25 protein-coding genes and 2 pseudogenes are annotated in these 23,186 nt (G+C 70.4%); 15 read left to right on the top strand and 12 right to left on the bottom strand.

The features are described 5' to 3' along the window. Positions 1-40: 40 nt before the first annotated feature. Positions 41-1,117 (bottom strand): YhcG family protein, encoded by a 1,077-nt coding sequence (locus OG623_RS15620; RefSeq protein ID WP_406147116.1) that lies wholly within the window; start codon positions 1,115-1,117, stop codon positions 41-43. A 188-nt stretch (positions 1,118-1,305) separates the two neighbouring features. Between OG623_RS15620 and OG623_RS15615 the strand changes: the two genes are divergently transcribed. Next, positions 1,306-3,129, top strand: a complete 1,824-nt coding sequence (locus OG623_RS15615) for a bifunctional metallophosphatase/5'-nucleotidase (protein WP_406147114.1) — start codon at positions 1,306-1,308, stop codon at positions 3,127-3,129. A 128-nt stretch (positions 3,130-3,257) separates the two neighbouring features. Next, on the top strand, positions 3,258-4,151 hold the full coding sequence (locus OG623_RS15610; protein ID WP_406147112.1) for a phosphatidylinositol-specific phospholipase C: 894 nt from the start codon (positions 3,258-3,260) through the stop codon (positions 4,149-4,151). Positions 4,152-4,158: 7 nt separating this feature from the next. Here OG623_RS15610 and OG623_RS15605 read toward each other — a convergent pair whose 3' ends face one another. Next, positions 4,159-4,665 carry a hypothetical protein gene (locus tag OG623_RS15605; protein WP_406147111.1) on the bottom strand — a complete coding sequence of 169 codons (507 nt, stop codon included), beginning with the start codon at positions 4,663-4,665 and terminating at the stop codon, positions 4,159-4,161. A gap of 250 nt (positions 4,666-4,915) precedes the next feature. Next, the gene (locus OG623_RS15600) at positions 4,916-6,118 is read right to left on the bottom strand and encodes an IS110 family transposase (protein WP_406147110.1); all 1,203 of its coding nucleotides are present in this window, start codon (positions 6,116-6,118) and stop codon (positions 4,916-4,918) included. A 356-nt stretch (positions 6,119-6,474) separates the two neighbouring features. Between OG623_RS15600 and OG623_RS15595 the strand changes: the two genes are divergently transcribed. After that, the gene (locus OG623_RS15595) at positions 6,475-7,101 is read left to right on the top strand and encodes a hypothetical protein (protein ID WP_406147108.1); all 627 of its coding nucleotides are present in this window, start codon (positions 6,475-6,477) and stop codon (positions 7,099-7,101) included. A gap of 101 nt (positions 7,102-7,202) precedes the next feature. On the opposite strand, the gene OG623_RS15590 is transcribed toward OG623_RS15595, so the two are convergent. After that, complete coding sequence (locus OG623_RS15590; protein ID WP_406152138.1) at positions 7,203-7,358, bottom strand: hypothetical protein; 156 nt, start codon at positions 7,356-7,358, stop codon at positions 7,203-7,205. Between the two features lie 30 nt (positions 7,359-7,388). Between OG623_RS15590 and OG623_RS15585 the strand changes: the two are divergent. From OG623_RS15585 to OG623_RS15575, 3 genes and pseudogenes are all read left to right on the top strand, one after another. Further along, positions 7,389-7,754: pseudogene (locus tag OG623_RS15585) on the top strand (alcohol dehydrogenase); the annotation flags it as partial. A gap of 90 nt (positions 7,755-7,844) precedes the next feature. Then, positions 7,845-8,429 (top strand): DUF2975 domain-containing protein, encoded by a 585-nt coding sequence (locus OG623_RS15580; protein WP_406147106.1) that lies wholly within the window; start codon positions 7,845-7,847, stop codon positions 8,427-8,429. Continuing rightward, complete coding sequence (locus OG623_RS15575) at positions 8,429-8,656, top strand: helix-turn-helix domain-containing protein (RefSeq protein ID WP_406147104.1); 228 nt, start codon at positions 8,429-8,431, stop codon at positions 8,654-8,656. Before OG623_RS15580 ends, OG623_RS15575 begins: the two co-directional genes overlap by 1 nt. 32 nt (positions 8,657-8,688) lie before the next feature. Here the strand turns inward: OG623_RS15575 and OG623_RS15570 are convergent, their stop codons facing one another. Next, entirely contained in the window at positions 8,689-9,663 is a 975-nt protein-coding gene (locus OG623_RS15570) for an NADP-dependent oxidoreductase (protein WP_406147102.1), read from the bottom strand. A 69-nt stretch (positions 9,664-9,732) separates the two neighbouring features. Between OG623_RS15570 and OG623_RS15565 the strand changes: the two genes are divergently transcribed. Continuing rightward, the gene (locus OG623_RS15565; RefSeq protein ID WP_406147100.1) at positions 9,733-10,743 is read left to right on the top strand and encodes a GlxA family transcriptional regulator; all 1,011 of its coding nucleotides are present in this window, start codon (positions 9,733-9,735) and stop codon (positions 10,741-10,743) included. Between the two features lie 23 nt (positions 10,744-10,766). Here the strand turns inward: OG623_RS15565 and OG623_RS15560 are convergent. After that, positions 10,767-10,961 (bottom strand): annotated as a pseudogene (locus OG623_RS15560) (alpha/beta hydrolase); the annotation flags it as partial. Positions 10,962-11,178: 217 nt separating this feature from the next. Here OG623_RS15560 and OG623_RS15555 point away from each other — a divergent pair. Next, a complete protein-coding gene (locus OG623_RS15555; RefSeq protein WP_406147099.1) occupies positions 11,179-11,625 on the top strand; it encodes a helix-turn-helix domain-containing protein in 447 nt (148 codons plus the stop codon). A 34-nt stretch (positions 11,626-11,659) separates the two neighbouring features. Beyond that, entirely contained in the window at positions 11,660-12,202 is a 543-nt protein-coding gene (locus tag OG623_RS15550) for a putative toxin-antitoxin system toxin component, PIN family (protein WP_406147098.1), read from the top strand. A gap of 7 nt (positions 12,203-12,209) precedes the next feature. Here the strand turns inward: OG623_RS15550 and OG623_RS15545 are convergent, their stop codons facing one another. From OG623_RS15545 to OG623_RS15520, 6 genes are all read right to left on the bottom strand, one after another. Continuing rightward, a complete protein-coding gene (locus tag OG623_RS15545) occupies positions 12,210-13,634 on the bottom strand; it encodes a sensor histidine kinase (RefSeq protein ID WP_406147097.1) in 1,425 nt (474 codons plus the stop codon). After that, positions 13,631-14,362 carry a response regulator transcription factor gene (locus OG623_RS15540; RefSeq protein ID WP_406147096.1) on the bottom strand — a complete coding sequence of 244 codons (732 nt, stop codon included), beginning with the start codon at positions 14,360-14,362 and terminating at the stop codon, positions 13,631-13,633. Before OG623_RS15540 ends, OG623_RS15545 begins: the two co-directional genes overlap by 4 nt. A gap of 49 nt (positions 14,363-14,411) precedes the next feature. Next, positions 14,412-14,624 carry a hypothetical protein gene (locus OG623_RS15535; protein WP_406147094.1) on the bottom strand — a complete coding sequence of 71 codons (213 nt, stop codon included), beginning with the start codon at positions 14,622-14,624 and terminating at the stop codon, positions 14,412-14,414. Positions 14,625-14,657: 33 nt separating this feature from the next. Next, entirely contained in the window at positions 14,658-15,872 is a 1,215-nt protein-coding gene (locus tag OG623_RS15530; protein ID WP_406147093.1) for a S1C family serine protease, read from the bottom strand. Positions 15,873-16,090: 218 nt separating this feature from the next. Further along, positions 16,091-17,134, bottom strand: a complete 1,044-nt coding sequence (locus tag OG623_RS15525) for a LacI family DNA-binding transcriptional regulator (RefSeq protein WP_406147092.1) — start codon at positions 17,132-17,134, stop codon at positions 16,091-16,093. A gap of 24 nt (positions 17,135-17,158) precedes the next feature. Further along, entirely contained in the window at positions 17,159-17,983 is an 825-nt protein-coding gene (locus OG623_RS15520; protein ID WP_406147091.1) for a winged-helix domain-containing protein, read from the bottom strand. A 372-nt stretch (positions 17,984-18,355) separates the two neighbouring features. Between OG623_RS15520 and OG623_RS15515 the strand changes: the two genes are divergently transcribed. The 6 genes from OG623_RS15515 to OG623_RS15490 all read left to right on the top strand — a co-directional run bounded on the left by OG623_RS15515 (position 18,356) and on the right by OG623_RS15490 (position 23,164). Then, on the top strand, positions 18,356-19,378 hold the full coding sequence (locus OG623_RS15515) for an alpha/beta hydrolase (protein WP_406147090.1): 1,023 nt from the start codon (positions 18,356-18,358) through the stop codon (positions 19,376-19,378). Between the two features lie 41 nt (positions 19,379-19,419). Next, positions 19,420-19,674 (top strand): MoaD/ThiS family protein, encoded by a 255-nt coding sequence (locus tag OG623_RS15510; RefSeq protein ID WP_406147089.1) that lies wholly within the window; start codon positions 19,420-19,422, stop codon positions 19,672-19,674. Positions 19,675-19,684: 10 nt separating this feature from the next. Beyond that, complete coding sequence (locus OG623_RS15505) at positions 19,685-20,908, top strand: hypothetical protein (RefSeq protein ID WP_406147088.1); 1,224 nt, start codon at positions 19,685-19,687, stop codon at positions 20,906-20,908. Positions 20,909-21,092: 184 nt separating this feature from the next. Continuing rightward, a complete protein-coding gene (locus OG623_RS15500; protein WP_406147087.1) occupies positions 21,093-21,791 on the top strand; it encodes a DUF2993 domain-containing protein in 699 nt (232 codons plus the stop codon). 298 nt (positions 21,792-22,089) lie between these two features. Beyond that, the gene (locus OG623_RS15495; protein WP_350310325.1) at positions 22,090-22,170 is read left to right on the top strand and encodes a putative leader peptide; all 81 of its coding nucleotides are present in this window, start codon (positions 22,090-22,092) and stop codon (positions 22,168-22,170) included. Between the two features lie 154 nt (positions 22,171-22,324). Continuing rightward, on the top strand, positions 22,325-23,164 hold the full coding sequence (locus tag OG623_RS15490; protein ID WP_406147086.1) for a sulfurtransferase: 840 nt from the start codon (positions 22,325-22,327) through the stop codon (positions 23,162-23,164). The last annotated feature ends 22 nt before the right edge of the window (positions 23,165-23,186 follow it).

The following is a 23,186-nucleotide window of genomic DNA, read 5'->3' as shown; positions in this document are numbered from 1 at the left end:
CCACGAGCGTACGGGGCGGGGCAGGGAGGCGGCAGCGCCGTCAGCCGGAGTCCGCCCCGGCCCCGCCGTGCAGGACCTCATGAGCGATGCGCGAGAGATCGTCCGAGCTGGGCATCAGCTCCCGTACGCGCGAGGGGAGGGCCGCGTACGTACTGACCGCCAGGGGCTGGTTCTGCGACTGGAGGGCGAATTCGACGGTGGTCTCGTCCTTGCTCTCCGCGATCAGGATGCCGAGCGTCTGGTCATCCCGCTCCGGGTCACGGACCAGGCGGTCGACGGCGGTGACATAGAAGCTGAGCTGCCCGAGGTGCGAGGGCTGGGCCTTGGTGGTCTTCAGCTCGACCACGACGAAGCGGTGCAGCCTGAAGTGGTAGAAGAGCAGGTCGATGCGGAACTCGGTGTCTCCCACGGTGATGGGGTACTGCCGGCCGACGAAGGCGAAGCCGAAGCCGAGCTCGGTGAGGAACTGGATGATCTTCGACGTGAGCGCGTCCTCGAGGTCGCGCTCCGCCGCGGTGTCCGACAGCTGGGTGAAGTCCAGGCGGTACGGGTCCTTGAAGATCTGCTTCGCGGCCTCGGACTGCTCAGGGATGGTGACGTCGAAGTTGTTGGCGGCAGCACCCTGGGCCAGGTGGAGTTCGCTGCGGATGTGGGTGGTGAGACGGTCGCGGGACCATCCGTGGTGGACGGCGTGCTGGGCATAGAAGTCCAGCTCGAAGGGGGTTTTGCAGGCGCTCATGAGGGTGACGATGTGTCCCCAGGGCAATTGGCCAACAGGCTGTTGGCCCATTGGCCCGGGCCAGGTTCGGGCCATCTGCCGCATGTACTTGACGTTGCTGCGGCTGAAGCCCCGCTGGTTCGGGAACTCGGTCCGCAGCTCCGTGGCGATCCGGTCGAGTACCTTGCTCCCCCACTTCTCCTCCCCCTGCCGCTCCAGGATCGTCCGCCCGATCTCCCAGTACATCTGGAGCATCTCGGTGTTCACCTTGAGCTGGGCGCGCACATGCGCGCCCCGCACGATCGACTTGAGGTCATCGAGCATCTCGTAGAAGCCCGGCGGGAGTTCGGACCGGTGCTGGGCCGGTACCGCGGCCTCGGCCGCGAGTTCGTTGTTCACGCGTCCAGACTCCCGTGCCGTATGTGCGCGGTGACGTTTCTGCTTGCATTTGTACGCCGAAGGAGTGATCGGTCCCATTCCGGGCCCGCGGCAACCAGTTCGTAACCCCGGATGGCTGTCGCGCTACGCGCGTTGACTCTAGGCTGCGGCTCGCAGGATCCAAAGACTCGAAGGGGACTGAGGGGCCGATGTCAGCGATTCCACAGAAGAACGGTGTGTCCCGGCGGGTGCTCGCCGCCACGGCGGGGCTGGTCACCGTAGGTGCGCTCGTCGCGGCCATGCCGGCCGGTGCGCACGACCGGGGGCACGGACACGGGCATGGGCATGGGCACGGCCAGCAGTCCCGCACCGTGGACGTGCAGTTGCTCTCCTTCAACGACCTGCACGGCAACCTGGAGCCGCCGGACGGCTCCGCCGGGACGGTCAGTGAGACGCAGCCCGACGGCACCGTCACGTCCGTACCGGCCGGTGGCGTCGAGTACCTCGCGACCTCGCTGCGCAACGCGCGCAAGGGCAACCCGTACTCCGTCACGGCGGCCGGCGGTGACATGGTCGGTGCGAGCCCGCTGCTGTCGGGGCTCTTCCACGACGAACCCACCATCGAGGCGCTCAACGGGCTCGACCTCGATGTCACGGCCGTCGGCAACCACGAGTTCGACGAGGGGGCGACCGAGCTCGCCCGGCTGCAGAACGGCGGCTGTCACCCGGACGACGGCTGCTACGAGGAGGGCAAGGAGTTCAAGGGAGCGGACTTCCCGTACCTCGCGGCCAATGTGACGGACGAGAAGACCGACAAGCCGATCCTCAAGCCGTACACGGTCTGGAAGAAGAACGGCGTCAAGATCGGCTTCATCGGGGTGACCCTGGAGGGCACGCCGGACATCGTCACGGCCAACGGCGTCAAGGGGCTGAAGTTCCACGACGAGATCGAGACGGTCAACAAGTACGCCAAGGAGCTGGACCGCCAGGGCGTCAAGTCCATCGTCGCGCTGATCCACGAGGGCGGGGAGCCGGCCTCGCAGTCGTACAACTACGACTGCGACAGCCCGGGTGCAGGTGACGGCATCTCCGGGCCGATCGTCGACATCGCCAAGGGCATCACGCCGAAGGTCGACGCCCTGGTCACGGGCCACACCCACCAGGCGTACGTGTGCACGGTGCCGGACCCGTCGGGCAAGCCGCGCATGGTCACCTCGGCCTCGTCGTTCGGCAAGCTCTACACCGACACGACCCTCACCTACGACCGTCGCACCCAGGACATCGTGCGTACGTCGGTGGAGTCGGCGAACCACATCGTCAGCCGGGACCAGCCCAAGGCCGAGGACATGACGGCCCTGATCGCCCGCTGGAACACGCTCGCCGCTCCCATCGCGAGCAAGCCGCAGGGCTACATCTCCGCCGACATCAACGGCCGCGGCTCCACCTCCCCCGAGCAGCCGCTGGGCGACCTGATCGCCGACGCCCAGCTGGAGGGTCTGGCCCCTGAGGACAAGGGCGGCGCCGACGTCGCGTTCATGAACCCGGGCGGCATCCGGGCCGACCTCGCCTACGCGGCCTCCGGCAGTGAGGGCGACGGAGTGGTGACGTACGGCGAGGCCTTCACGGTCCAGCCGTTCACCAACATGATGAACGTCGTCGACCTGACCGGCGAGCAGCTCGTCACCGCGCTCCAGCAGCAGGTCAGCGGCTCCAACGAGGCGTCCCCGAAGATCCTCCAGGTCTCGGACGGCCTCACCTACACGCTGGACATGACGAAGTCGGGCGCCGACCGGGTGGTCACGGACACGATTCGGCTGAACGACGAGGCGATCGACCCGGCGAAGACGTACCGCGTCGCGATGAACGAGTTCCTCGGCGGTGGCGGCGACGGATTCGCGGCCCTCGGTGAAGGCGCGAACAAGCTGGTCGGACCTTCCGACCTCGACCTCTTCAACGACTACCTGGCGGCGCACTCCACCGCCGACGCTCCGCTGGCCCCGCCGGCCGCGGACCGGATCACGGTCGTGCAGTAGGCAGGAGAGGGCCACACAGCGGAGTGAGGGCGGCGGGCCGGACGGCTCGTCGCCCTCTTCCAGCTGTGCCGTGATCGCGCCACAATGCGGGGGCCCGACCCCCCACGGCCCGATGGAGGCACCCTCGTATGTCCGCACGCCTGAGCACCCGCAGAGGCTTTCTGACCGGAGCCTTGGCGCTCTCCGCGACCGCGCTGGCCGGTCTCGCGCCCGCCGTCGCCGACACCCGCAGGACCTACGGGGTCCAGGACTGGATGGGCGCCGTCCCCGACACCACCCCGTTGCGGAGCCTCACGATCCCGGGCACGCACGACTCCGGAGCGCGGTTCGGAGGACCCTGGACGGAGTGCCAGAACACCACCATCGCCGAGCAGTTGGACAGCGGAATCCGCTTCCTCGACATACGTTGCAGGATCAGCGACGACGCGTACGCCATCCACCACGGGGCGTACTACCAGAACCTGAACTTCGACGATGTGCTGGGAGCCTGCCGGGACTTCCTGGAACGGCAGCCGTCCGAGACCGTGCTGATGAGGGTCAAGCAGGAGTACTCGGAGGAGAGCGACGCCGAGTTCCGGCGGATCTTCGACCTCTACCTCGACCCCAAGGGCTGGCGCTCCCTCCTCCACCTCGACTCCGGCCTCCCCGACCTCGGCGGCGCACGCGGCAAGGTCGTGGTGCTCGCGGACAACGGCGGCCTGCCCGGTGTCCGGTACGCCGACCCGGAGGTCTTCGACATCCAGGACGACTACATGGCCGAGCCGTTCGCCAAGTACCCCAAGATCGAGGCGCAGTTCCGCAAGGCGGCGGACCAGCCGGGCAAGCTGTACATGAACTACGTGAGCACCGCGGCCCTGCTGCCCCCGCGCTCGAACGCGGACCGGCTCAACCCGCAGGTGCACACGTTCCTCGACGGGGCGGACGGTTCGGACCTGACCGGGCTCGGCATCGTCCCGCTGGACTACCCGGCGACCAGGGCCGGTCTGGTCGAGTCGCTGATCCGGCACAACCCGGGCGGCTGAGCGGCGCTCATCCCGGGGTCTCCTCCTGAGCGGGAGACCGTACGGGCCCGTGTCCGGGCGGGGTGGCGGTCAGCGCCGTCGTCCCGCCCGCCGCGAGGAGCGCGACCACCGCGGCGGCCACGGGCACCGACAGCGACACCAGCTGGAAGGCCTCCTCCAGCCCGAAGGGGTGACCCAAGTGGGCGCTGTGGAAGATCAGATGGGGGACGCAGAAGGTGAGCGCGGAGACGGCGGCGGCCCGCACGAGCCCGCGTCGCGCGGTGCACGCCGCCCAGCCGAGTACCACGGTCAGGGCCAGTACGGCGGCGCCGAAGTCGCGCGTCAGGTGCTCGTTGTAGGGCGGGAATCCGGCCACCCAGGGGTGTCCGGGAAGCGGGTAGGTGTCATAGAAGTGGCGCGGCCACAGCAGCGCCCACGCGGCCGGGAGGCCCTCGCCGACGGCGAGCAGCGCCAGGCAGCTGCGGACCCACACCAGGCGGGCCCCGGTCGGTCCCGTCGGCCACTGTTCGGACACAGGCCGCTCCCTTGACCTCGCGCTTCGCCCGGACCTGCCGCGGAATCGTACCGAAGCGGGACCACCCGGGCGGCGTACGACACGGTGGGCGGCGTACGGCACGGGGCCGGCCGGTGCGGGGCGCGGGGCCGCCGCGGGCGCCGCGTCTGCCGATCGGGTGGCCGTCGTGGGCCACTGGGAGGGGCCGCGGCGCCAGGTGTGAGATCCCGGGACCCTGAACGCATACATGGGGGTGCCCCTATGGGTTTGGTCAAGCTGATGGGGCGGGTTGAGGGTCGTAGAAGGTGCCGTCGCGGAGCATCGCGAAGAGCACGTCGGCTCGTCGTCTCGCGAGGCAGAGGAGGGCTTGGGTGTGGTGCTTGCCCTGGCTGATCTTCTTGTCGTAGTAGGTGCGGGAGGCCGGGTCGGCCAGGGCGGCGAACGCGGAGAGGAAGAAGGCCCGCTTGAGCTGCTTGTTTCCTCGCCGGGATGGTTGCTCGCCGCGGATCGAGGAGCCCGAACTTCGGGTTGCTGGAGCGAGGCCGGCGTAGGCGGCGAGGTGGGCGGCGGAGGGGAACGAACTGCCATCGCCGACGTCGATGAGGATCCGGGCTCCGGTCCTGACGCCGATCCCCGGCATGGACGTCAGGACCTTGGAAAGAGGGTGGTTCTCCAACACTTCCTCAATCCGCGCCGCCAAGAGTTTGCGCTGGTCAAGGACGGCGGTGAGGGAGCCGGCCAGGCTCGGGACGATCAGCGCGGCCGCGTCCGTGCCCGGGACCACGACGGTCTGTTCGTCCAGCGCGGTGAAGATCTCTTCGACCAGCCGCTCGGCCATCCTCGGCGCCTTCGGACGTATCAACGTGATCAGCCGTCGGCGTCCGGCCTTGTGGATCTGGGCCGGGGACCCGAACCGTTCCAGCAGCATCAGAACGGCCGGGTGCTGGATCCGCGGACCGAGGACTCGTTCCAGATGCGGGTGGATCTGTGTCATCAGGCCGCGAAGCCGGTTGCTGATCCGGGTCGCCTCGCCGGCCAGGTCGTCGTCGAACCCCACGATCATCTCCAGCTCGGCGATGGTCTCGTCCTCGAGATCGACCGAGCGAAGTGTGTGCGGCATGACGCGGGCTGCGTCCGCGATGACGAAGGCGTCGCGGGCGTCGGTCTTGGCCTCGCCGGGATAGAGGTCTGCGATCCGTCGCATCGTCAGCCCGGGCAGATAGGCGACCGGGCAGCCCATGTCCCGGGCCACCGCCAGTGGCAGAGCCCCGATCGAGGCCGGCTGATCGACTACCACCAGCACGGTTCCGTGTCTGGCCTGCAGCTTGCCGAAGACCTCACGGAGCCTGGGCTCGCTGTTGGGCAGCCGTTTGTCGAAGGCCTTCTTCCCCGCAGGCGTGACGGCGGTGGCGTGGTGTTCGCCCTTGCCGACATCCAGGCCGAGGAAGGCACCGATCTCGCTGGTGTCGATCACGTTCGTCCTCCGATCGTCCCCACCCGGCCGTCCCACGGCACCGATCGCCACATCCACATTACGAAGAGCCTCCCGACCTGCGAAGAAGCCGGTGGTCATGCCCCTAATCAGCGGTCTGTCGATGCCTCCGGAGCCGGTGACACCACCCCCCAAGACATGCGATCGACAGGGGGAGACAGTCATGCCAACTCCGGAGGCCGGGCGCCCCGTTGCGGGGCACCAAAACGGTAATGGGGGGAACGACCGTGTGGACATCGCTGAACCGTGCGACCAGCTGATCCCCGGCGGGACGGACGCTTCGGTGCCACCGGCCACCGTCCCTGTTCCCATCCCCTGTTCCAAGGAGAAGGATTCACGTGAACATCCGGTTCACCTCAACCGCGATCGCGGCCGCGGCCGGCGCCGTCATCCTGAGCGTCGCCCCCGCCGCCATCGCCGTGGCCCCCGCCGCCGGCACAGCCACCGCTCCGGCCGCCCGCGCGGCCGCCCCGCTCCAGGCCGAGATCCCGGTGGAGATCAAGGGCGCGGTACTGAACTTCAAGGGCACCGAGCACACCCTGGACCTCAAGGGCGAGGCGTCCCTCACCATCGACGCGCCCACCGCGGGCAACCTGAAGACCCAGGTGACCGGCACCCTCAGCGTCACCGCCGAGGACTCCGAGCTGGGCCAGATCGTGATGGAGAGCACGGGCGTCGGCACCGCGTCCTTCAACAGCGTCCTGGACCCGTTCCCGGCCAAGCTGGAGCTCTCGGCCACCGCCACGGTCAGCGTCCAGACCCCCACCGCCGCGCAGAACGGTCAGGCCGCGGCGCCGCTGGTGCTCCACACGAAGAACCCGGCCGAACTCACCGGCTCGCTCAACAAGTTCCCGCCGAGCGGCGAGTTCCTGACGCTCCAGAACCAGGTCGACTTCGCGGCCGGGGACAGCGACGACACCGTCGCCAGCGTCACGAAGTTCCCCGTCGCCTCCAGCGCAGCGTGAGCCGGACCGTCTGAAGCGACACCCTGTGCGACATCGGCCCCCAGGACCCGTTCAGGGTCCTGGGGGCCGACGCCGGGGTGGCCGAAAATCTACGGTGTCCGTCACGGCTCCAGGGCCGCCGAGCCGATCGCCCGGGTGACGGCCGTGAACGCGGGGGTGGGGCGGCCCGGGAGACGCGCCACCAGGATTCTGCGGATCTCCGGGGGCGCGCCGTCGACGTGCAGGAGGCTTACGCCGGGCGGCAGTACCGCCGACATCCGGGACGGCACCGTCGTGACGCCGAAGTCGCCGCCGACGGCCCGATCGACATGCTGCCGCCGAGCGCCCCCAGTTCGGTGGCGCGCACGGCGGCGATGACGGTGCGCGAGTACGGCCGCGTCGTCCTCATGGGGGGCGTCGGCATGCTGTCCGGCGACGACCTGGCACTCCCGTATCCGTGGATCATGCGCAACTCGGTGACCGTGCGGGGGCAGTGGATGTACCCGCGCACCGCGAACACGGGCATCATCCGGCTTCTCGCCGCGGGCGCGCCGGACCTCGCGCCCGAGCGGATCCGCTGCTTCCCCCTGGACGCCGTCAACGACGCGGTCGCGTACGCCGCCGTGCACGGCGGGCCCTTCGAGCGCACGGTCCTGACCCCGTCCGCCGGCTGACGGGAAGCTCGCCCGCAGCCGGGGGCTTGTCGAATATCGATATGGTCCCCTAGTCTCGGCCATATCGAAAATCGATGGGACGAGGTTGCGATGCACACACGAATCACCAGGATCCTGGCGTCGGCGACCTATGTGCTGGCGGTGCTCCTCGGGCTCGCCTTCGTCGGCACGGGTGTCTCGCACCTGCTCGACGACGGGGCGGTCTGCGTACAGACCGACTTCTGGGCCAACGCCTCACTGGCCGACAAGCTGTCGACCGGCAACGGCGTGCAGGAGTCCAGCAGTGTCACGCGTCTCTGCCAGGACGACCCCTCCGGGGGACAGCGCGCCGCCGACCTCGGGAGCCAACTGCCGTGGCTGCTGTTCGGTTCCGTCGCGCTGCTGCTCTTCTCCCGGGTCCTGAAGGCCGTGATGCGGGAGGGGCCGTTCACCCGCGCGGTGGCGAACCGGCTCACCGTGCTGGGCTGGTCCGTCGCCCTGGGCACGCCGCTGGCCGGACTCGTGGCCGGCTGGTCGACGTCCTGGCTCGTCGACAGCATGTCGCCGAACATCGGCTCGGGGCCGACACTCGACGGGCCGCTCGTGCTCGTCATTCCGGGTCTCGCGGCCGTGATCATAGGTAAGTTCATGGGTGACGGCGTGCGCATGCGAGAGGACCTCGAAGGGACCATCTGATGCCCGATGAGGAACAGCACGGAATCCGGATCCATCTCGACCGGATCCTCGCCGAGCAGGACATGACGCTCACCGAACTCTCCGCACGCGTGGGTATCACCGTCGTCAACCTGTCGGTGCTCAAGAACGGGCGGGCCAAGGCCGTCCGCTTCTCGACCCTGTCGAGGATCTGCGATGTCCTCAAGTGCCAGCCGGGGGACCTGATCACCCATGAACCCGAGGCCTGACAGCCCCGGGCCCAGGGTGGTCACGTCCCGCCTCAGCGGACGGTGAGGACCAGCTTGCCCGTGGTGCGGCCCGTCTCCCCCTGGGCGTGGGCCCGTGCGCCCTCGGCGAGCGGGAAGGTGCCGGAGACATGGGCGCGGAGCTTGCCCCGCTCGACGAGCCCGGCGATGGCATCCATGCCGGCCCGGTCGTGCTCCACGAGCATGGTGACGGCGCGTACCTGCGCCTTCTCCGCCGCGGCCCGGGTGTCATCGCCGGCCGGCACCAGGGAGACGAGGACACCGCCGGGGCGGAGCACGCCCACGGAACGGGTGGCGGTCTCTCCGCCGAGGGCGTCGAGGACGACGTCGTAGCGCTCCTCGGTGTCGGTGAAGTCCTCGGAGCGGTGGTCGACGCAGGCGTCGGCGCCGAGCTCCCGCAGGAAGTCGTGCTTGGGGGCGCTCGCGGTCCCCGTGACGTGCGCGCCGCGCTCCTTGGCGATCTGTACGGCGAGATGGCCGACACCGCCCGCCGCGGCGTGGATCAGCACCCGCTGTCCGGCGCGGAGGTCCGCGGTCTCGACGAGGGCCTGCCAGGCGGTGAGCGCGGCCAGCGGGAGGGCGGCCGCCTGTACGTGGTCGATCCCGGCGGGCTTGGCGGCGAAGGCGCGGGTGGGGCCGGTCACGTACTCGGCGTGGGAGCCGGCTCCGTACGGGTAGGGCAGCATGCCGAACACCTCGTCACCCGGCCGGAAGAGGGTGACGCCGTAGCCGGTCTCCACCACGGTGCCGGAGACGTCCCAGCCGAGGGTCAGCGGCGGGGGCGGCAGGAACAGCGTCATGGCGCGGTGCTTGAAATCCGTGGGGTTGAGCCCGGCCGCGTGCACGGCGACGAGGATCTGTCCGGGGCCGGGCACGGGCCGCGGGAGCTCGGTCAGCCGCAGGACCTCGGGGCCGCCGAGGGCCGTCTGGTGCAGGGCGAGCATGACGGGGGCGCCGTCGGGGTTCTCAGGGGTGTCCGTCGAAGTCATGTCTCGATCCTGGCGCAGTACCGGGCCCGGGGCGATGGCAAGAAAGTCAGCTTCCGATATATTTCTGCCATGCCCTGCGATCCTGATCCTGCCACCCGCCGCGTTCCCGACGTTCCCTGCGCCCACAAGGTCGTCGTCCTGGCCCTCGACGGTGTCTACCCCTTCGAACTCGGCATCCCGCACCGGGTCCTGGGCTCCGCCGGGGGTCGGTACGAGGTGCTGTCCGCGAGCGTGGACGGGCGGTCCGTGCGTACCGACTCGGACCTGACCGTCACCCCCGCGTACGGCCCCGAGGTGCTGGCCGACGCGGACACCGTGGTCATCCCGCCGTACGCCGTCGCGGCGGCCGCGGTTCCCGACCCGCGGGCCCTCGCCGCCCTGTCCCGGGTCCGCCCCGGCACCCGGCTGGTGTCCATCTGCACCGGCGCCTTCCTGCTGGCCGCCGCGGGGCTTCTGGACGGGCGCAGGGCCACCACCCACTGGGCGCTCACCGACCAATTCCGCGAGCTCTTCCCCCGGGTGGAGGTCGACCCCGATGTGCTGTTCGTCGACCACGGCGACGTGCTGACCTCGGCGGGGGCGGCGAGCGGTGTCGATGTCTGCCTGCATCTGGTGCGCCAGGACCACGGCAGCGAGGTGGCCAACCACGTGGCCCGCTGCTGTGTCGTGCCGCCCTACCGGGACGGCGGGCAGGCCCAGTACATCGAGCGGCCGCTGCCGCCGGCCGACGGTACGGGCACCGGGCCCACCCGCGACTGGGCGCTGGGGCGGCTTGAACTGCCGCTGCGCCTCGACGAGCTGGCCACGCACGCGGCGATGAGCCCCCGCACCTTCGCCCGGCGCTTCCAGGAGGAGACGGGTCTGAGCCCCGGCCGCTGGCTGACCCAGCAGCGGCTGAGGCGGGCGCGGCAGCTGCTGGAGTCCAGCGACCTGCCGGTGGAACGGGTCGCCCATGAGGTCGGTTTCGCCACCGCCACCTCGCTGCGGCGGCACCTGGCGGCGGAGGCGGGGGTCGCCCCGTCGGCGTACCGGCGCACGTTCCGGGCCTCGGGTGCGGCGGCGGACGGCCGCCGGGGCTGAACCGGGCGCGCCGGCGGCAGGTGTCAGCCGGACTCGGTGATGAAGCCGGCCAGGGCGGCGACGGCCTCGGGCTGTTCGTCGGGGATGGAGCCGTGGCTGCTGGAGATCCCGAGGACGGGCACGGTCAGGTGCCGCCGTTCGAGTGCCTCGTGGTTCTTCCGCGCCGATTCGGCGGCGTCCCGGTAGTAGGCCAGGGCCGCGCGGAGTCCGCCGTCGGCGGTGCGAAGGAGGGCGAGTTGGACGACCTGGCCTGACGCGGGCGTCACACCCCCGATGGCGGGGGCGTCGGTGCGCCCGGCAGCCGGATCGAGGCCACCGTGCCGCGGCCCTCGTCCGCCGGGCGCAGGGAGATCTCGCCGCCCACCCGCCACCCGCTTGCGTTTCTTTCGAATTATGTGATCCTGGATGGACGCTCAGAGCTTGAGGAGGGCCGCCATGCGCAGTACTGCTGAGGACCGCACGCTCATGCCCGAGCACCGCGCGGAGATTGCGGAGCTCTGCGCATTCCTGGACCGGACGCCGCAAGCGGTCGAGCCCGCTCTGCTGCGTGGGCCAGACGGCAGTACACGCGCCCTGCCCCCGGAGGTCTACGAAGCCTTGATGGCGGTGGTCCGAGCCCTGTCGGACGGCAAGGCGGTGACTGTCGCCCCTGTGAATACCACGCTCACCACGCAGGAGGCAGCTGACCTGCTCGGAGTCAGCCGTCCGACCTTCGTCAAGATCTTGGACGAGGGAGACGTTCCCTTTTCACGTCCCGGCAGGCACCGCCGGGTTCTGCTGGCGGATGTGCTCGCCTACAAGGAGAAGAGGCGTTCGTGGCGTCGTAAGGGGCTGGACCAGCTCGTCGAACTGACCGAGGACGCGGGCCTGTACGACAGCTGATCGCCACGATCCCGCCGAACCCGACTGGAGCGACGTGCAGCGCGCCGTCCTGGATACCTGTGTTCTCTTTCCGAATTACCTCAGGGACACACTGCTCCGCCTTGCCGAGGCAGAACTCTATGAGCCGCTCTGGTCGCCCGACATCCTGGACGAGCTGACGAGGAACGTCGCCGAGCGGATCGGAGAGCTCAAGGCCAAGAGGCTTGTGGACGCCATGGCCGCTACGTTTCCCGACAGCCTGGTGTCCGGGTACGGGGCGCTCGTGACCCAGATGGTCAACGACCCCAAGGACCGACACGTTCTGGCTGCCGCCGTGCGCGGGCAGGCGCAGTCCGTGGTCACGCTGAACGTGAAGGACTTCCCACCCGAGTCATCGGATCCGCACGAGATCGAGGTGCGGTGCCCGGACGACTTTCTGCTCGACCTGCTCGATCTCGCCCCGGCTGAGATGACCTCGGTTCTGCGTGCGCAGGTCGCGAACTACCGCCGCGAGCCACGCGACCTACACGGGCTGCTGGACCGCCTCGACGCCGGCGGGGCCCCTCAGTTTGCTGCGGAGTTCCGTCGACGCCTCTGAACCCCGGTCACCCCGACGGCGGCGGCTGGGGTGCCCCCGGCAGCCGGATCGATGCCACCGTGCCGCGGCCCTCGTCCGCCGGGCGCAGGGAGATCTCGCCGCCCGCCTGCTGGACCGTACGGGCCACGATGGACAGGCCGAGGCCGGAGCCGGGGAGCTGGCGGGCCGATGGGGAGCGCCAGAAGCGGTCGAAGACGTGCGGGAGCTCCTCGGTCGGGATGCCGGGGCCGTGGTCCCGTACGGTCAGCTCACCGCGGTGCAGGGTGACCTGGATCGATCCGCGCGCGGGGCTGAACTTCACCGCGTTGTCCAGGACGTTGACCACCGCCCGCTCCAGCGCGGCAGGCTCGGCGCGTACGTACCAGGGGGCCAGCTCGTCGGTGATGGTCAGCTCGGGGCCGCGCAGCCTGGCGCGCTGGAGGGCGTTACGGGCGATGTCGTGCAGCGCCACGACCTGGAGGGGGCCCGGCTGGGCCGCGTCGGGGCGGGACAGCTCCTGGAGGTCGCCGATGAGCGCGGCCAGCTCCGTCATCTGGGCCTTGACCGAGGTCATCAGGGCCTTGCGGTCGTCGGGCGGGATGGCGCGGCCCGTGTCGTCGCTGCGGGAGAGCAGCTCGATGTTCGTGCGCAGCGAGGTGAGCGGCGTACGCAGCTCGTGCCCGGCGTCCGCGATCAGCTGGGACTGACGGTCGCGCGAGATGGCAAGGGAGCTGGTCATGGAGTTGAAGGAGCGGGAGAGACGGGCGATCTCGTCCTCGCCTTCGGCCGGGATACGGATGGTCAGGTCCTCGGTCTCGGCCACGCGCTCGACGGCGTGCGCCAGGTCGTCGACCGGGCGCAGTCCCGTACGGGCGATCCACAGACCCGCCGCGCCCGCGCCGACGACACCGATACCCGCGACGAGGACCAGCACCCAGGCCAGGGTGGAGAGCGGGGCGGTGACCTCGCTCATGGGGCGGGCGATGGAGACCGCGAGGCTCCCGGACGCGGGACCCGGGCCCCGGACGTCCAGCGGGGAGGTGTAGACCCGCATGTCCACGCCGTTGTCGGCGGTCTCCGAGTGCAGGGTGTAGGCCCGCTGCCGCTTGGCGACGTCCAAGTCCTCCTGGCTCACCGGCAGCTTCTGCGACACCGCCTCGGGAGCGATGCAGACCGTCCCCTGGGCGTCGATGAGCTGCACGGTCACGCCGGTGAAGGGCCGGGGTTCCTGGGAGGTGTCGCTCTTGCAGTACGTGTACAGCTCCAGGAGGTACTGCTGGTCCACCTTGGAGGCGCGCAGCGTCTTGTCCAGCTGGTGCTCCAGCTGCTGCTGCGTCACGAACCAGCAGGCCGCTGCCGCCGCGGCGACCGCCACAGCGACCGCCGTGGTGACCAGCAGGGCAAGCCGTGAGCGCAGCGGCAGGGCGCGCAGCCGGCGGCGCAGACCGGTCACCCGTCACCGCCGCCCGAGCGCAGGGCGTAGCCGACGCCACGGACCGTGTGGACGAGGCGGGGCTCGCCGCCCGCCTCCGTCTTGCGGCGCAGGTACATCACGTACACGTCCAGGGAGTTGGAGCTGGGTTCGAAGTCGAAGCCCCAGACCGCCTTGAGGATCTGCTCCCGGGTCAGCACCTGCCGTGGGTGGGCCAGGAACATCTCCAGGAGGGTGAACTCGGTGCGGGTCAGCTCCACCCGGCGCGTCCCCCGGGTGACCTCGCGGGTGTTCAGATCCATGCGGAGGTCCGCGAAGGACAGCACGTCGTCGTCCGGAAGGTCGGCGCCCGCCGCGACCGCGTACGAGCTTCGGCGCAGCAGGGCGCGGATACGGGCGAAGAGCTCGTCCAGCTCGAAGGGCTTGACGAGGTAGTCGTCGGCTCCGGCGTCGAGACCGGTGACCCGGTCGCCGACGGTGTCGCGGGCGGTGAGCATCAGGATGGGCGTGGTCGACCCGGTGGACCGGATGCGCCGGGCGGCGGTGAGGCCGTCCATGCGGGGCATCTGGATGTCCAGGACGATCAGGTCAGGGGCGTACGACTCGGCCTTGGCGAGGGCGTCGTAGCCGTCCACGGCCACCTCGGTGCCGTACCCCTCGAAGGCCAGGCTGCGCTGCAGGGCCTCGCGCACGGCGGGCTCGTCGTCGACGATCAGGACGCGCTGCGGATCGTCTTCGGCGGGGCTCATCGGGTCTTCGTCCTCTTCCTTCGGGCGGTGCGCGCGGTGTGCGGGGCTCTCAGCCTCGCACGGCCGCCCTGCGACGTCGCGCGGCACGGCGCTTGCGGCCGGTGCCGGTGCCCGTGCCGGTGGTGCGGACCTCCGACGGGCGGGTGCCCGCCTCGGTGGTGCCCGCCTCGTCGGCGCTCCGGCCGGCGAGCTCGGCGACCAGGGCGAGCGGGAGGGCCAGCGCGGACGGGCCGGCCGCCACTTCGGTGGTGTCGGGGTTCATGGTGCTCTCCTGGTCAGATGGGGTCAGGTGCGGTCAGGAGCCGTCGCCGGCTCGCAGGGAGTCCAGGTCGGCCTTGACGGTGTCGACCGGGATGGCGAAGCCGAGGCCCACGCTTCCCGCGCTGGTCGAACTGCCCGAGGTGCTCTCCGAACTGGGGGAGTACATGGCGGAGTTGATGCCGATGATCTCGCCGTTCATGTTGATCAGGGCGCCGCCGGAGTTGCCGGGGTTGAGCGAGGCGTCGGTCTGGATGGCCTTGTACGTGGTCTGGGACGAGCCGGTGTCGCCGTTGAACTGCCGGCCGCCGAACTCGAACGGCCAGTTCTCGCCGCCCTGTTGCTGTTGCTGCTGGCTCTGCCCGTCCTCCTTGGCGACCGTGACGTCGCGGTCGAGTGCCGAGACGATGCCGCTGGTGACCGTGCCGGTGAGGCCCTCGGGCGAACCGATCGCCACGACCTCGTCGCCGACCTTCACCGAGGAGGAGTCGCCGAGCGTGGCCGTCTTCAGACCGCTCGCGTTCTGGAGCTTGATGAGCGCCAGGTCCTTGTCGGCGTCCGTGCCGACGACATCGGCGGTGTACGTCTTGCCGGTGCTGAGGGTCACCTTGATGGCGGACGCGCCGGAGATGACGTGGTTGTTGGTGACGATCTCGCCGTCCGCCGTGGTGACGACACCGGAGCCGGTGGCATCGCCCGCCGATGACGTCGCGCTGATCTCGACGATGGCCGGTGACACGGCCGCCGCCACACCGGCGACGGTGCCGGCGCTGCTCTGCGAGACGGTGGTGCCACTGACGACGCCGGTGCCCGATCCGCTGGAGCCGTCGTCGGAGAGCTGGCCGATGAGCGTGGCCGTGCCGCCGCCGATCGCGGCGGCGGCGATGGCCACGGCCGCCAGCAGGGCGAACGGCCGCTTGATCCGGCGCTCGGAGGCCGGAGCGGCGGGGGCGGGCTCGGGGGCCGGCGCGGGCCAGGCGTACGCGGCGGTGGGCACATCGGAGGCCGGGCGCTCGGGCTCGAAGGCCGGGGGCGGCGGGTAGGAGGCGTCACCCCCGCCGTACGAACCCCCGCCGTACGAACCGCTGCCGTGCGAGCCGCTCCCGTACGAAGCGTTGCCGTACGAACCGCGGCCGTACGAAGCGTTGTCGTACGAGCTGTCGCCGTGCGGCGCGTTCTCGTACTCGTGCGAACCGTTGTCGTGCGAGGGGGACATCGGGTACTCGCCGCTCGGGCGGTGGCTGTCGGTCATGTCTACGAGAGTGGCCAGTGAACATGAGAGCAGCCTGAGTACGTCCTGAGAAGCCCGGCAGAAGCTTGTATGCCCGATATAAAGGCCGACCGCCGGGCGACCCGGACGCGCGGTCTCAGCGCGCCGGCAGAATTCATGCACCACTCAAGGGTCGGGGCCGGTGTCGTCGTGGGCGAAAGCGTACCGGCACGGTCCCGGCCCCCCGGAGGAGCACCCAACTAGCGCGCGGTGACGGGCGGTTCGCCACAGCCGCACGAGCGGCGTACCACCAGCGCGGACGGGAACTGCTTCAGCCGCTCGCGCCGTGACCCCGAGACCCGCAGCGAGTCGTCCAGGACCAGATCCACGGCCGCCCTGGCCATCGCCGGACGGTCCGAGAAGACCGTCGTGAGCGGAGGGTCGGTCAGCCCGGCCTCCTTGACGTCGTCGAAGCCCGCGACCGCGAGCTCACCCGGCACATCGATCCGCAGCTCGCGCGCCGCCCGCAGCACACCGATGGCCTGGTCGTCCGTGGAGCAGAAGATCGCCGGGGGCCTGTCGGGTCCCGAGAGCAGCTTCAGGGACACCTGGTAGGCGTCGTAGCGGTTGTACGGGGCGTGGAAGAGCCGGCCGTCCGTCGGCAGCCCGGCCTCCTGCATCGCACGGCGCCAGCCCTCGATGTGGTCGGCGACCGGGTCACCGACGACCGGGGTCGACTCGATGCCGCCGAGGCACGCCACATAGGCGTTGCCGTGCTCCAGGAGGTGGCGGGTGGCGAGCTGGGCGCCGCCGATGTCGTCGGTGACGACCGAGACGTCGTCGATCGCCTCGGGGCGTTCGTGCAGCAGGACCACACGGGCGTCCCAGGCCTCGATCTCGGCCGCCGCGCGCTCGCTGGGGCCCTGGCTGACGAGGATCAGCCCGGAGACCCGCATGCCGAGGAAGGCCCGCAGATAGTGGACCTCGCGCTCGTCGCGGTAGTCCGAATTGCCGACGAGCACCATCTTCCCGCGCTCCGCCGCCGCCTGTTCGACCGCGTGTGCCATCTCGGCGAAGAAGGGCTGCCGGGCGTCCGGCACGATCATTCCTATGAGGTCGGTGCGCCGCGATGCCATGGCCTGGGCCACCCGGTCGGGCCGGTAGCCCAGCTCCTTGATCGCGGCGAGCACCCGCTCGCGCGTGGCCGGGGCAACCGGCCTGGGTCCGTTGTTGATGACGTAGCTGACGACCGCTGTCGAGGTCCCCGCCAGTCTCGCCACATCGTCCCGCGTCACCTTGGCCACGCGCGGCAGTCTACGCGGATGGAACTACCTCTTGGCAGGCCGGACCGGGGCTTCTTCCGCCGTCTCGGCCTTCGCGGGCTGCTCCGAACGGGTGACCTCCTCGTTCACCGGCTCCGGCAATGTCCTGTCCTTGGCGTCGTCGGCGGCCCTGTCCCCCTTCTCCGCGGTCCTGTCCCCCTTCTCGGGGGTGACGAAGCGGTAGCCGACGTTACGCACGGTGCCGATCAGCGACTCGTGCTCGGGGCCGAGCTTGGCCCGCAGCCGCCGCACATGGACGTCGACCGTCCTGGTGCCGCCGAAGTAGTCGTAGCCCCAGACCTCCTGGAGCAGCTGGGCCCGGGTGAAGACCCTGCCCGGGTGCTGCGCGAGGTACTTGAGCAGTTCGAACTCCTTGAAGGTCAGGTCGAGGACCCGGCCCTTCAGCTTGGCGCTGTAGGTCGCCTCGTCGACCGACAGATCGCCGTTACGGATCTCCATGGGGGAGTCGTCGGCGGTGATCTGCTGGCGGCCGGTGGCCAGCCGCAGCCGGGCCTCGACCTCGGCGGGGCCCGCGGTGTCGAGCAGCACGTCGTCGATGCCCCAGTCCGCGGTGACGGCCGCGAGGCCGCCCTCCGTCACGACGAGGATCAGCGGACAGCCGGGCCCGGTGGACCGCAGCAGCTGACAGAGGGAGCGCACCTGGGGAAGGTCGCGCCGGCCGTCGATGAGAATGACGTCGGCACCAGGGGTGTCGACGAGCGCGGGCCCCTCGGCGGGGGCCACCCGCACGCTGTGCAGCAGAAGGCCGAGGGCGGGGAGCACCTCCGTCGACGGTTGAAGGGCATTCGTCAGAAGCAGCAGTGAACTCATCGCCGCCCACCTGCCTGGGTCGTCGGTCGATCGTGCACGTTCAGCTCGCCCATTACGTCGGTCCTCCTCGTTCCCTGCGAGAGGGGCACTCCCGGGTCGGACCCGGGGGAGTATGCGGCACTGCTTCGTACTCCTGTATGACGGCCATCACCAGCGACGGCTGTCATACGACTTTTACTGTGCGGTCCCGTACGCGGGGACCGCTGAGCTTGTGGAAACGCCGTCGTAACAACGTCCGGAAAGCACAAAAGGACCCGGGGGCTGCATTGCCCGGATCCTCTTCGAAGCAGAATAGCCCACATGAGTTCTGTGTCCGAGGGTCGATTCCCGAGTTCTTCCGTTCCCTCGATCACGCCGACCCCCCGGCGCACGATGTTGACCGCAGGTGACGGGGTCCGTATCGAGGCGGTGTACACCCCGTGTACGGCACGTTCCGGGGCCGCCGGGGGCGAGGGGCGTGGTGAGACGGCCGTCGTCCTCGCGCATGGGTTCACCGGGGCCGCCGACCGGCCTGCGCTGCTGCGGGCCGCCGGGGTGTTCGCCCAGCGTGCGGCCGTGATCACGTTCTCCTTCCGCGGTCATGGAAAGTCCGGCGGACGGTCCACGGTGGGCGACCGCGAGGTGCTGGATCTGGCGGCGGCGGTCGCCTGGGCGAGATCGCTGGGGCACCGGCGTGTGGTTACGGTCGGTTTCTCGATGGGCGGTTCCGTGGTGCTCAGGCACGCCGCCCTGTATACGGCTACGGCGGAGGAAGCCGAGGACTTCGCCGTAGCCGGTGACTCCGGCGTATCCGTCGACTCGTGCGACTCCGCCGATGGGGAATGCGTGGAATCCCGGGAATCTGCGGAATCTGAGGAATCCAGGCCTGCGGAGGCCGAACGGGTGGGCCGGCGCGCAGAGGCGCACGGGGCGCAGAGGGGGCGCAGGGAGCGCACGCCGGTGCACTCGGAGGTGCACCCGGACACGACCCCGGACGCGACCCGGGACGCGATCCCGGACGCGATCCCGGACGCCCACGCGGATGTGGTCGTCGCGGTGAGCGCGCCCGCCCGCTGGTACTACCGGGGCACGGCCCCGATGCGCCGCCTGCACTGGGTCGTCACCCGCCCCGCGGGCCGGCTCGTCGGCCGCTACGGCTTCGGCACCCGGATCCATCGCGAGGACTGGAACCCCGTACCGCTCTCCCCGGTGCAGGCGGTCCCGCTGATCACCGCGCCGCTGCTGATCGTGCACGGAGACCGGGACCCGTACTTCCCCGTCGACCACCCGAGGATGCTGGCGCAGGCGGCGGAGGGCCGTGCGGAGCTCTGGCTGGAGCACGGCATGGGCCATGCGGAAAACGCCGCGGACGAGGAACTGCTGACCCGTATCGCCGACTGGGCGGACCCGGCGTGATCCATGATGGACAGTCGACGTACGACGAAAGGGGTGCCGCCATGGCAGCGGGGACGATCCGCTACTGGGCCGCGGCCAAGGCCGCCGCAGGGGCGGCGGAGGAGCCGTACAGGGCGGAGACGCTCGCCGAGGCGCTCGCCGGGGTCCGGCAGCGGCACTCGGGCGAGCTGACGCGCGTACTGCTCAGATGTTCGTTCCTGATCGACGGGAATCCCGTGGGGACCCGCCGCCATGAGACCGTACGGCTTGCCGAGGGCGGCACGGTCGAGGTGCTCCCGCCGTTCGCAGGAGGGTGAACCGCAGACCATGAGCAACAGCGATCAGCAGTATCCGTACGAACCGTATGACCCGTCCGACCCCTACGCCCCGTCCGACCCGTACCGGGAGGGGCAGGGGCAGCGGTACCAGGCGCAGCAGCAACAGCAGCCGTACGACCCGGCGGCGTACGGGCAGCAGCAGCCCTACGGCCGGCAGCAGCCCCCCGCCTACCCGGAGCAGGGCATGCCCCAGCCCTCCGTGGACCAGGGCGCGACCCAGACGTGGCAGGGCCAGACCTGGGACACCCAGTACCAGCCGACGATCCAGCCGCAGCACCAGGCCGCGGCCCCTGCCGCACAGCCGCAGGGCGTCCCGGGCGCCTACCCGCTGCCGCCCGAGGTCCCGATGGCCCCGCCGGTCGCGTCTGCTCCGTCCGCCCGGCCCGCCCCGGAGGCCCCTGCCGCGCCGCCCGGCGGCGACGGGTACAGCGAGCCGACCACCCTGGGCAACAGCCGGATCACCGACGCACAGCGGGCCCGTGCCGAGGGCCGCTCGCCGATCATCGCGCCGGGGATGCAGCCCGCCGCGATCACCGCGGGCCTCGGCCTGCTCCTCGCGCTGGGCGCCGCGATCGGGGCGTACGCCCTGCTCGTGCCCCTGGTGCTGCTCCAGGCCGTGACGGCGGCGGGATGGTTCAGGCTCAACGGCATGTGGCCGGCCAGGCAGGGCATCGCGCTCGCGTTCGCCGGCGGTGTGGTGGCCGATGTCGTGCTGCTCGCGGCGGGCCGCAGCAACGCCCCCGCGGCCATCCTCGGCACGCTCGGAGTCTGGGTGCTGCTCACCATCGTCCTCCAGCTGCGCAGCCGTGCCGGGGCCGACGAGCGGATGTACGGGCTGACGGCCACCGTCGCTTCGGCCGCGCTCGCCGTGCTGGCAGCCGGGCACCTGGCGGCCGTCCCTGACGCGGTGACGGTGGGTGGCATCGCCGTCGCCGTGGCCGTTCTCGTCAGGGCCCTCCCGCTGCCGGGACCGCTCTCGGTCGTCGTGGCGCTGCTCGCGTCGGCGGGTGCGGGGCTGGTGGCCGGAGCGATCACGGACCTCGGCGCGCAGGCGGCGCTCCTCGGGTTCGCGGCGGGCGGCTGTGCGCTGATCGGTCTCCGGGTCGCGAGCTACGACTATCCGTCCCGCTTCGTGCACATGACGGCCGGGGTGGCCCTGCCGCTCACCGCCGCGGCACCGGCCGTCTATCTGATCGGCCGGGCGATCGTCTGACGTCCTGAGGCGATCTACTGACGTACCGGGACTGTTTCTGACGTTTCCTCACTCACACTTGAGGCACCCGGGGAACCCGCGAGGCCCCGCGCTCGTCGATCAGTCCGGGCACGCCGCGCCGCGGCAGTAGTGTCACGTGCACCAGGCGAGGCGCCCGGCCGGTCGGAGTGGGGGAAGAACAGGCATGCGAGCACTGCGAATATTTCTGATCATCGCTGTGGTGCTGGGGGGCATCTTCGTCGCCGCGGACCGCGCGGCCCTGTATTTCGCGGAGTCGGAGGCCGAGGAGCGGGTCACCTTCGGTGACGCCGGCGGCGCCGGCTCGACCGAGGTCTCGATCAAGGGCTTCCCCTTCCTCACCCAGGTGGCGGGGAAGGAGCTCGACCATGTCGACGTCACGGTCAAGGACGTCCGCGCCGGTGCGGCGGGCCACGAGGTGCGCATCAGCGAGATCAAGGCCCAGCTGCGCCAGGTGACGCTGGACTCCGGATACAGCACCGCGACGGCCGCACGGGCGACCGGGACGGCCGTCATCCCGTACGCGGCCCTCACCGAAGCCGCCGACGAGGGCGTCACGGTCTCCTACGGCGGCGACGGCAAGGTCAAGGTCACCGGCTCCGTCCAGATCCCGCTGACGGGGAAGGCGGTCACGCGGAGCGTGCTCTCCACGGTCACCCTGGTCGGCGGCGACACGGTGAAGGTGCGCGCCGACGAGGTCCCGGGCGAGGGCGTCCCCGGCCTTGAGGACCTGGTCAGGAAGAAGACCGACTTCGAGCGCACGATCGGCGGGCTGCCCGACGGCCTGAAGCTGGAGAAGATCGACGTGGCGCCCGACGGCCTGGAGATATCGATGAGCGGCTCCGATGTCCGGCTCGCGGGCTGACCGCGACGGCAGCACGCCACATCCCGCACCACGCATCTCGCACGCCACACCCCGCATCCCGCACGCCGTGGGTAACTCCCGGCCGAGCGGGGTAGGGCGTCCGTGAGAGGGTCCGCACCGGCAGATCCGGATAATGAGACAAGCTCGTCCGTTCCGCAGATGAACGACGCTCGCGGGCTGTGGGATCCGGGGCCGCGGAACGGACCGGACCCACACTCGTCCCACATCGCGGACGATCGTGTCTCATCATCCGACACGGCGGTGACATCTCCGCCCGTACCTCCCTACGATCGGACGCATGAAGCGACAGGCGGATCTCACGAAGCGGCGGGCAGTAGACCTGTGCCGCGTCGCCGCCATGCTCTGTCGCACCTTCTGAGCGGGACCTTCCCCGTTTTCCCCCGGCCCTTCGACTGCGCTGTCAGGGCCGGACCCGTGCCTTCCGTACGCGCTCCGTTCCCAGCTTCCGCGCGTACACCGAGCACCTCGCACTCCGCACCACCCCGCCGCAGACTGCCCCGGAGGAGAAACACATGAGCCGCGCAGACGTTCTGGTCGACGCCGACTGGGTCGAGGCCCACATCGACGACCCGCAGGTCGCCATCGTCGAGGTCGACGAGGACACCTCGGCGTACGAGAAGAACCACATCAAGAACGCGATCCGGATCGACTGGACCAAGGACCTCCAGGACCCGGTCCGCCGTGACTTCGTCGACCAGGCCGGCTTCGAGAAGCTCCTGTCCGAGAAGGGCATCGGCAACGACACGCTGGTCGTCCTCTACGGCGGCAACAACAACTGGTTCGCCTCGTACGCCTACTGGTACTTCAAGCTGTACGGCCACGAGAACGTCAAGCTGCTCGACGGCGGCCGCAAGAAGTGGGAGCTCGACTCCCGCGACCTGACCGACGCCGTCCCGTCGCGCCCGGCCACCCAGTACAAGGCCAAGCCGCAGGACTCCTCGATCCGCGCCTTCCGTGACGACGTCGTCGCCGCGATCGGCAACCAGAACATCGTCGACGTGCGTTCGCCCGACGAGTTCAGCGGCAAGCTGCTGGCCCCGGCGCACCTTCCGCAGGAGCAGTCGCAGCGCCCCGGCCACGTGCCGAGCTCGCGCAACATCCCGTGGTCGAAGAACGCCAACGACGACGGCACCTTCAAGTCGGACGACGAGCTCAAGGCCCTCTACGAGGACGAGCAGGTCGACCTGTCGAAGGACACCATCGCGCTCTGCCGCATCGGTGAGCGTTCGGCCCTGACCTGGTTCGTGCTGCACGAGCTGCTCGGTGTCGACAACGTCAAGAACTACGACGGTTCGTGGACCGAGTACGGCTCCCTCGTGGGCGTGCCGATCGAGCTCGGCGCCAACAAGTAATTCCGCACGACCCGATCAGCAG

This window comes from Streptomyces sp. NBC_01012, from assembly GCF_045162755.1.
GTDB lineage: Bacteria > Actinomycetota > Actinomycetes > Streptomycetales > Streptomycetaceae > Streptomyces.
The sequence above is the reverse complement of the archived record's forward strand: the minus strand, read 5'-3'. Positions and strand labels throughout refer to the sequence as shown.

Excerpts from the sequence above, each read along its gene's own strand:
- OG623_RS15520 (WP_406147091.1), bottom strand. The coding sequence starts at position 17,983 with ATGAGTTCACTGCTGCTTCTGACGAATGCCCTTCAACCGTCGACGGAG.
- OG623_RS15565 (WP_406147100.1), top strand. The coding sequence starts at position 9,733 with ATGCCCTGCGATCCTGATCCTGCCACCCGCCGCGTTCCCGACGTTCCC.
- OG623_RS15540 (WP_406147096.1), bottom strand. The coding sequence starts at position 14,362 with ATGAGCCCCGCCGAAGACGATCCGCAGCGCGTCCTGATCGTCGACGAC.
- OG623_RS15500 (WP_406147087.1), top strand. The coding sequence starts at position 21,093 with ATGCGAGCACTGCGAATATTTCTGATCATCGCTGTGGTGCTGGGGGGC.
- OG623_RS15570 (WP_406147102.1), bottom strand. The coding sequence starts at position 9,663 with ATGACTTCGACGGACACCCCTGAGAACCCCGACGGCGCCCCCGTCATG.
- OG623_RS15590 (WP_406152138.1), bottom strand. The coding sequence starts at position 7,358 with ATGTCGGCGGTACTGCCGCCCGGCGTAAGCCTCCTGCACGTCGACGGC.
- OG623_RS15555 (WP_406147099.1), top strand. The coding sequence starts at position 11,179 with ATGCGCAGTACTGCTGAGGACCGCACGCTCATGCCCGAGCACCGCGCG.
- OG623_RS15535 (WP_406147094.1), bottom strand. The coding sequence starts at position 14,624 with ATGAACCCCGACACCACCGAAGTGGCGGCCGGCCCGTCCGCGCTGGCC.
- OG623_RS15575 (WP_406147104.1), top strand. The coding sequence starts at position 8,429 with ATGCCCGATGAGGAACAGCACGGAATCCGGATCCATCTCGACCGGATC.
- OG623_RS15580 (WP_406147106.1), top strand. The coding sequence starts at position 7,845 with ATGCACACACGAATCACCAGGATCCTGGCGTCGGCGACCTATGTGCTG.
- OG623_RS15495 (WP_350310325.1), top strand. The coding sequence starts at position 22,090 with ATGAAGCGACAGGCGGATCTCACGAAGCGGCGGGCAGTAGACCTGTGC.
- OG623_RS15615 (WP_406147114.1), top strand. The coding sequence starts at position 1,306 with ATGTCAGCGATTCCACAGAAGAACGGTGTGTCCCGGCGGGTGCTCGCC.
- OG623_RS15505 (WP_406147088.1), top strand. The coding sequence starts at position 19,685 with ATGAGCAACAGCGATCAGCAGTATCCGTACGAACCGTATGACCCGTCC.
- OG623_RS15510 (WP_406147089.1), top strand. The coding sequence starts at position 19,420 with ATGGCAGCGGGGACGATCCGCTACTGGGCCGCGGCCAAGGCCGCCGCA.
- OG623_RS15610 (WP_406147112.1), top strand. The coding sequence starts at position 3,258 with ATGTCCGCACGCCTGAGCACCCGCAGAGGCTTTCTGACCGGAGCCTTG.
- OG623_RS15530 (WP_406147093.1), bottom strand. The coding sequence starts at position 15,872 with ATGACCGACAGCCACCGCCCGAGCGGCGAGTACCCGATGTCCCCCTCG.
- OG623_RS15515 (WP_406147090.1), top strand. The coding sequence starts at position 18,356 with ATGTTGACCGCAGGTGACGGGGTCCGTATCGAGGCGGTGTACACCCCG.
- OG623_RS15490 (WP_406147086.1), top strand. The coding sequence starts at position 22,325 with ATGAGCCGCGCAGACGTTCTGGTCGACGCCGACTGGGTCGAGGCCCAC.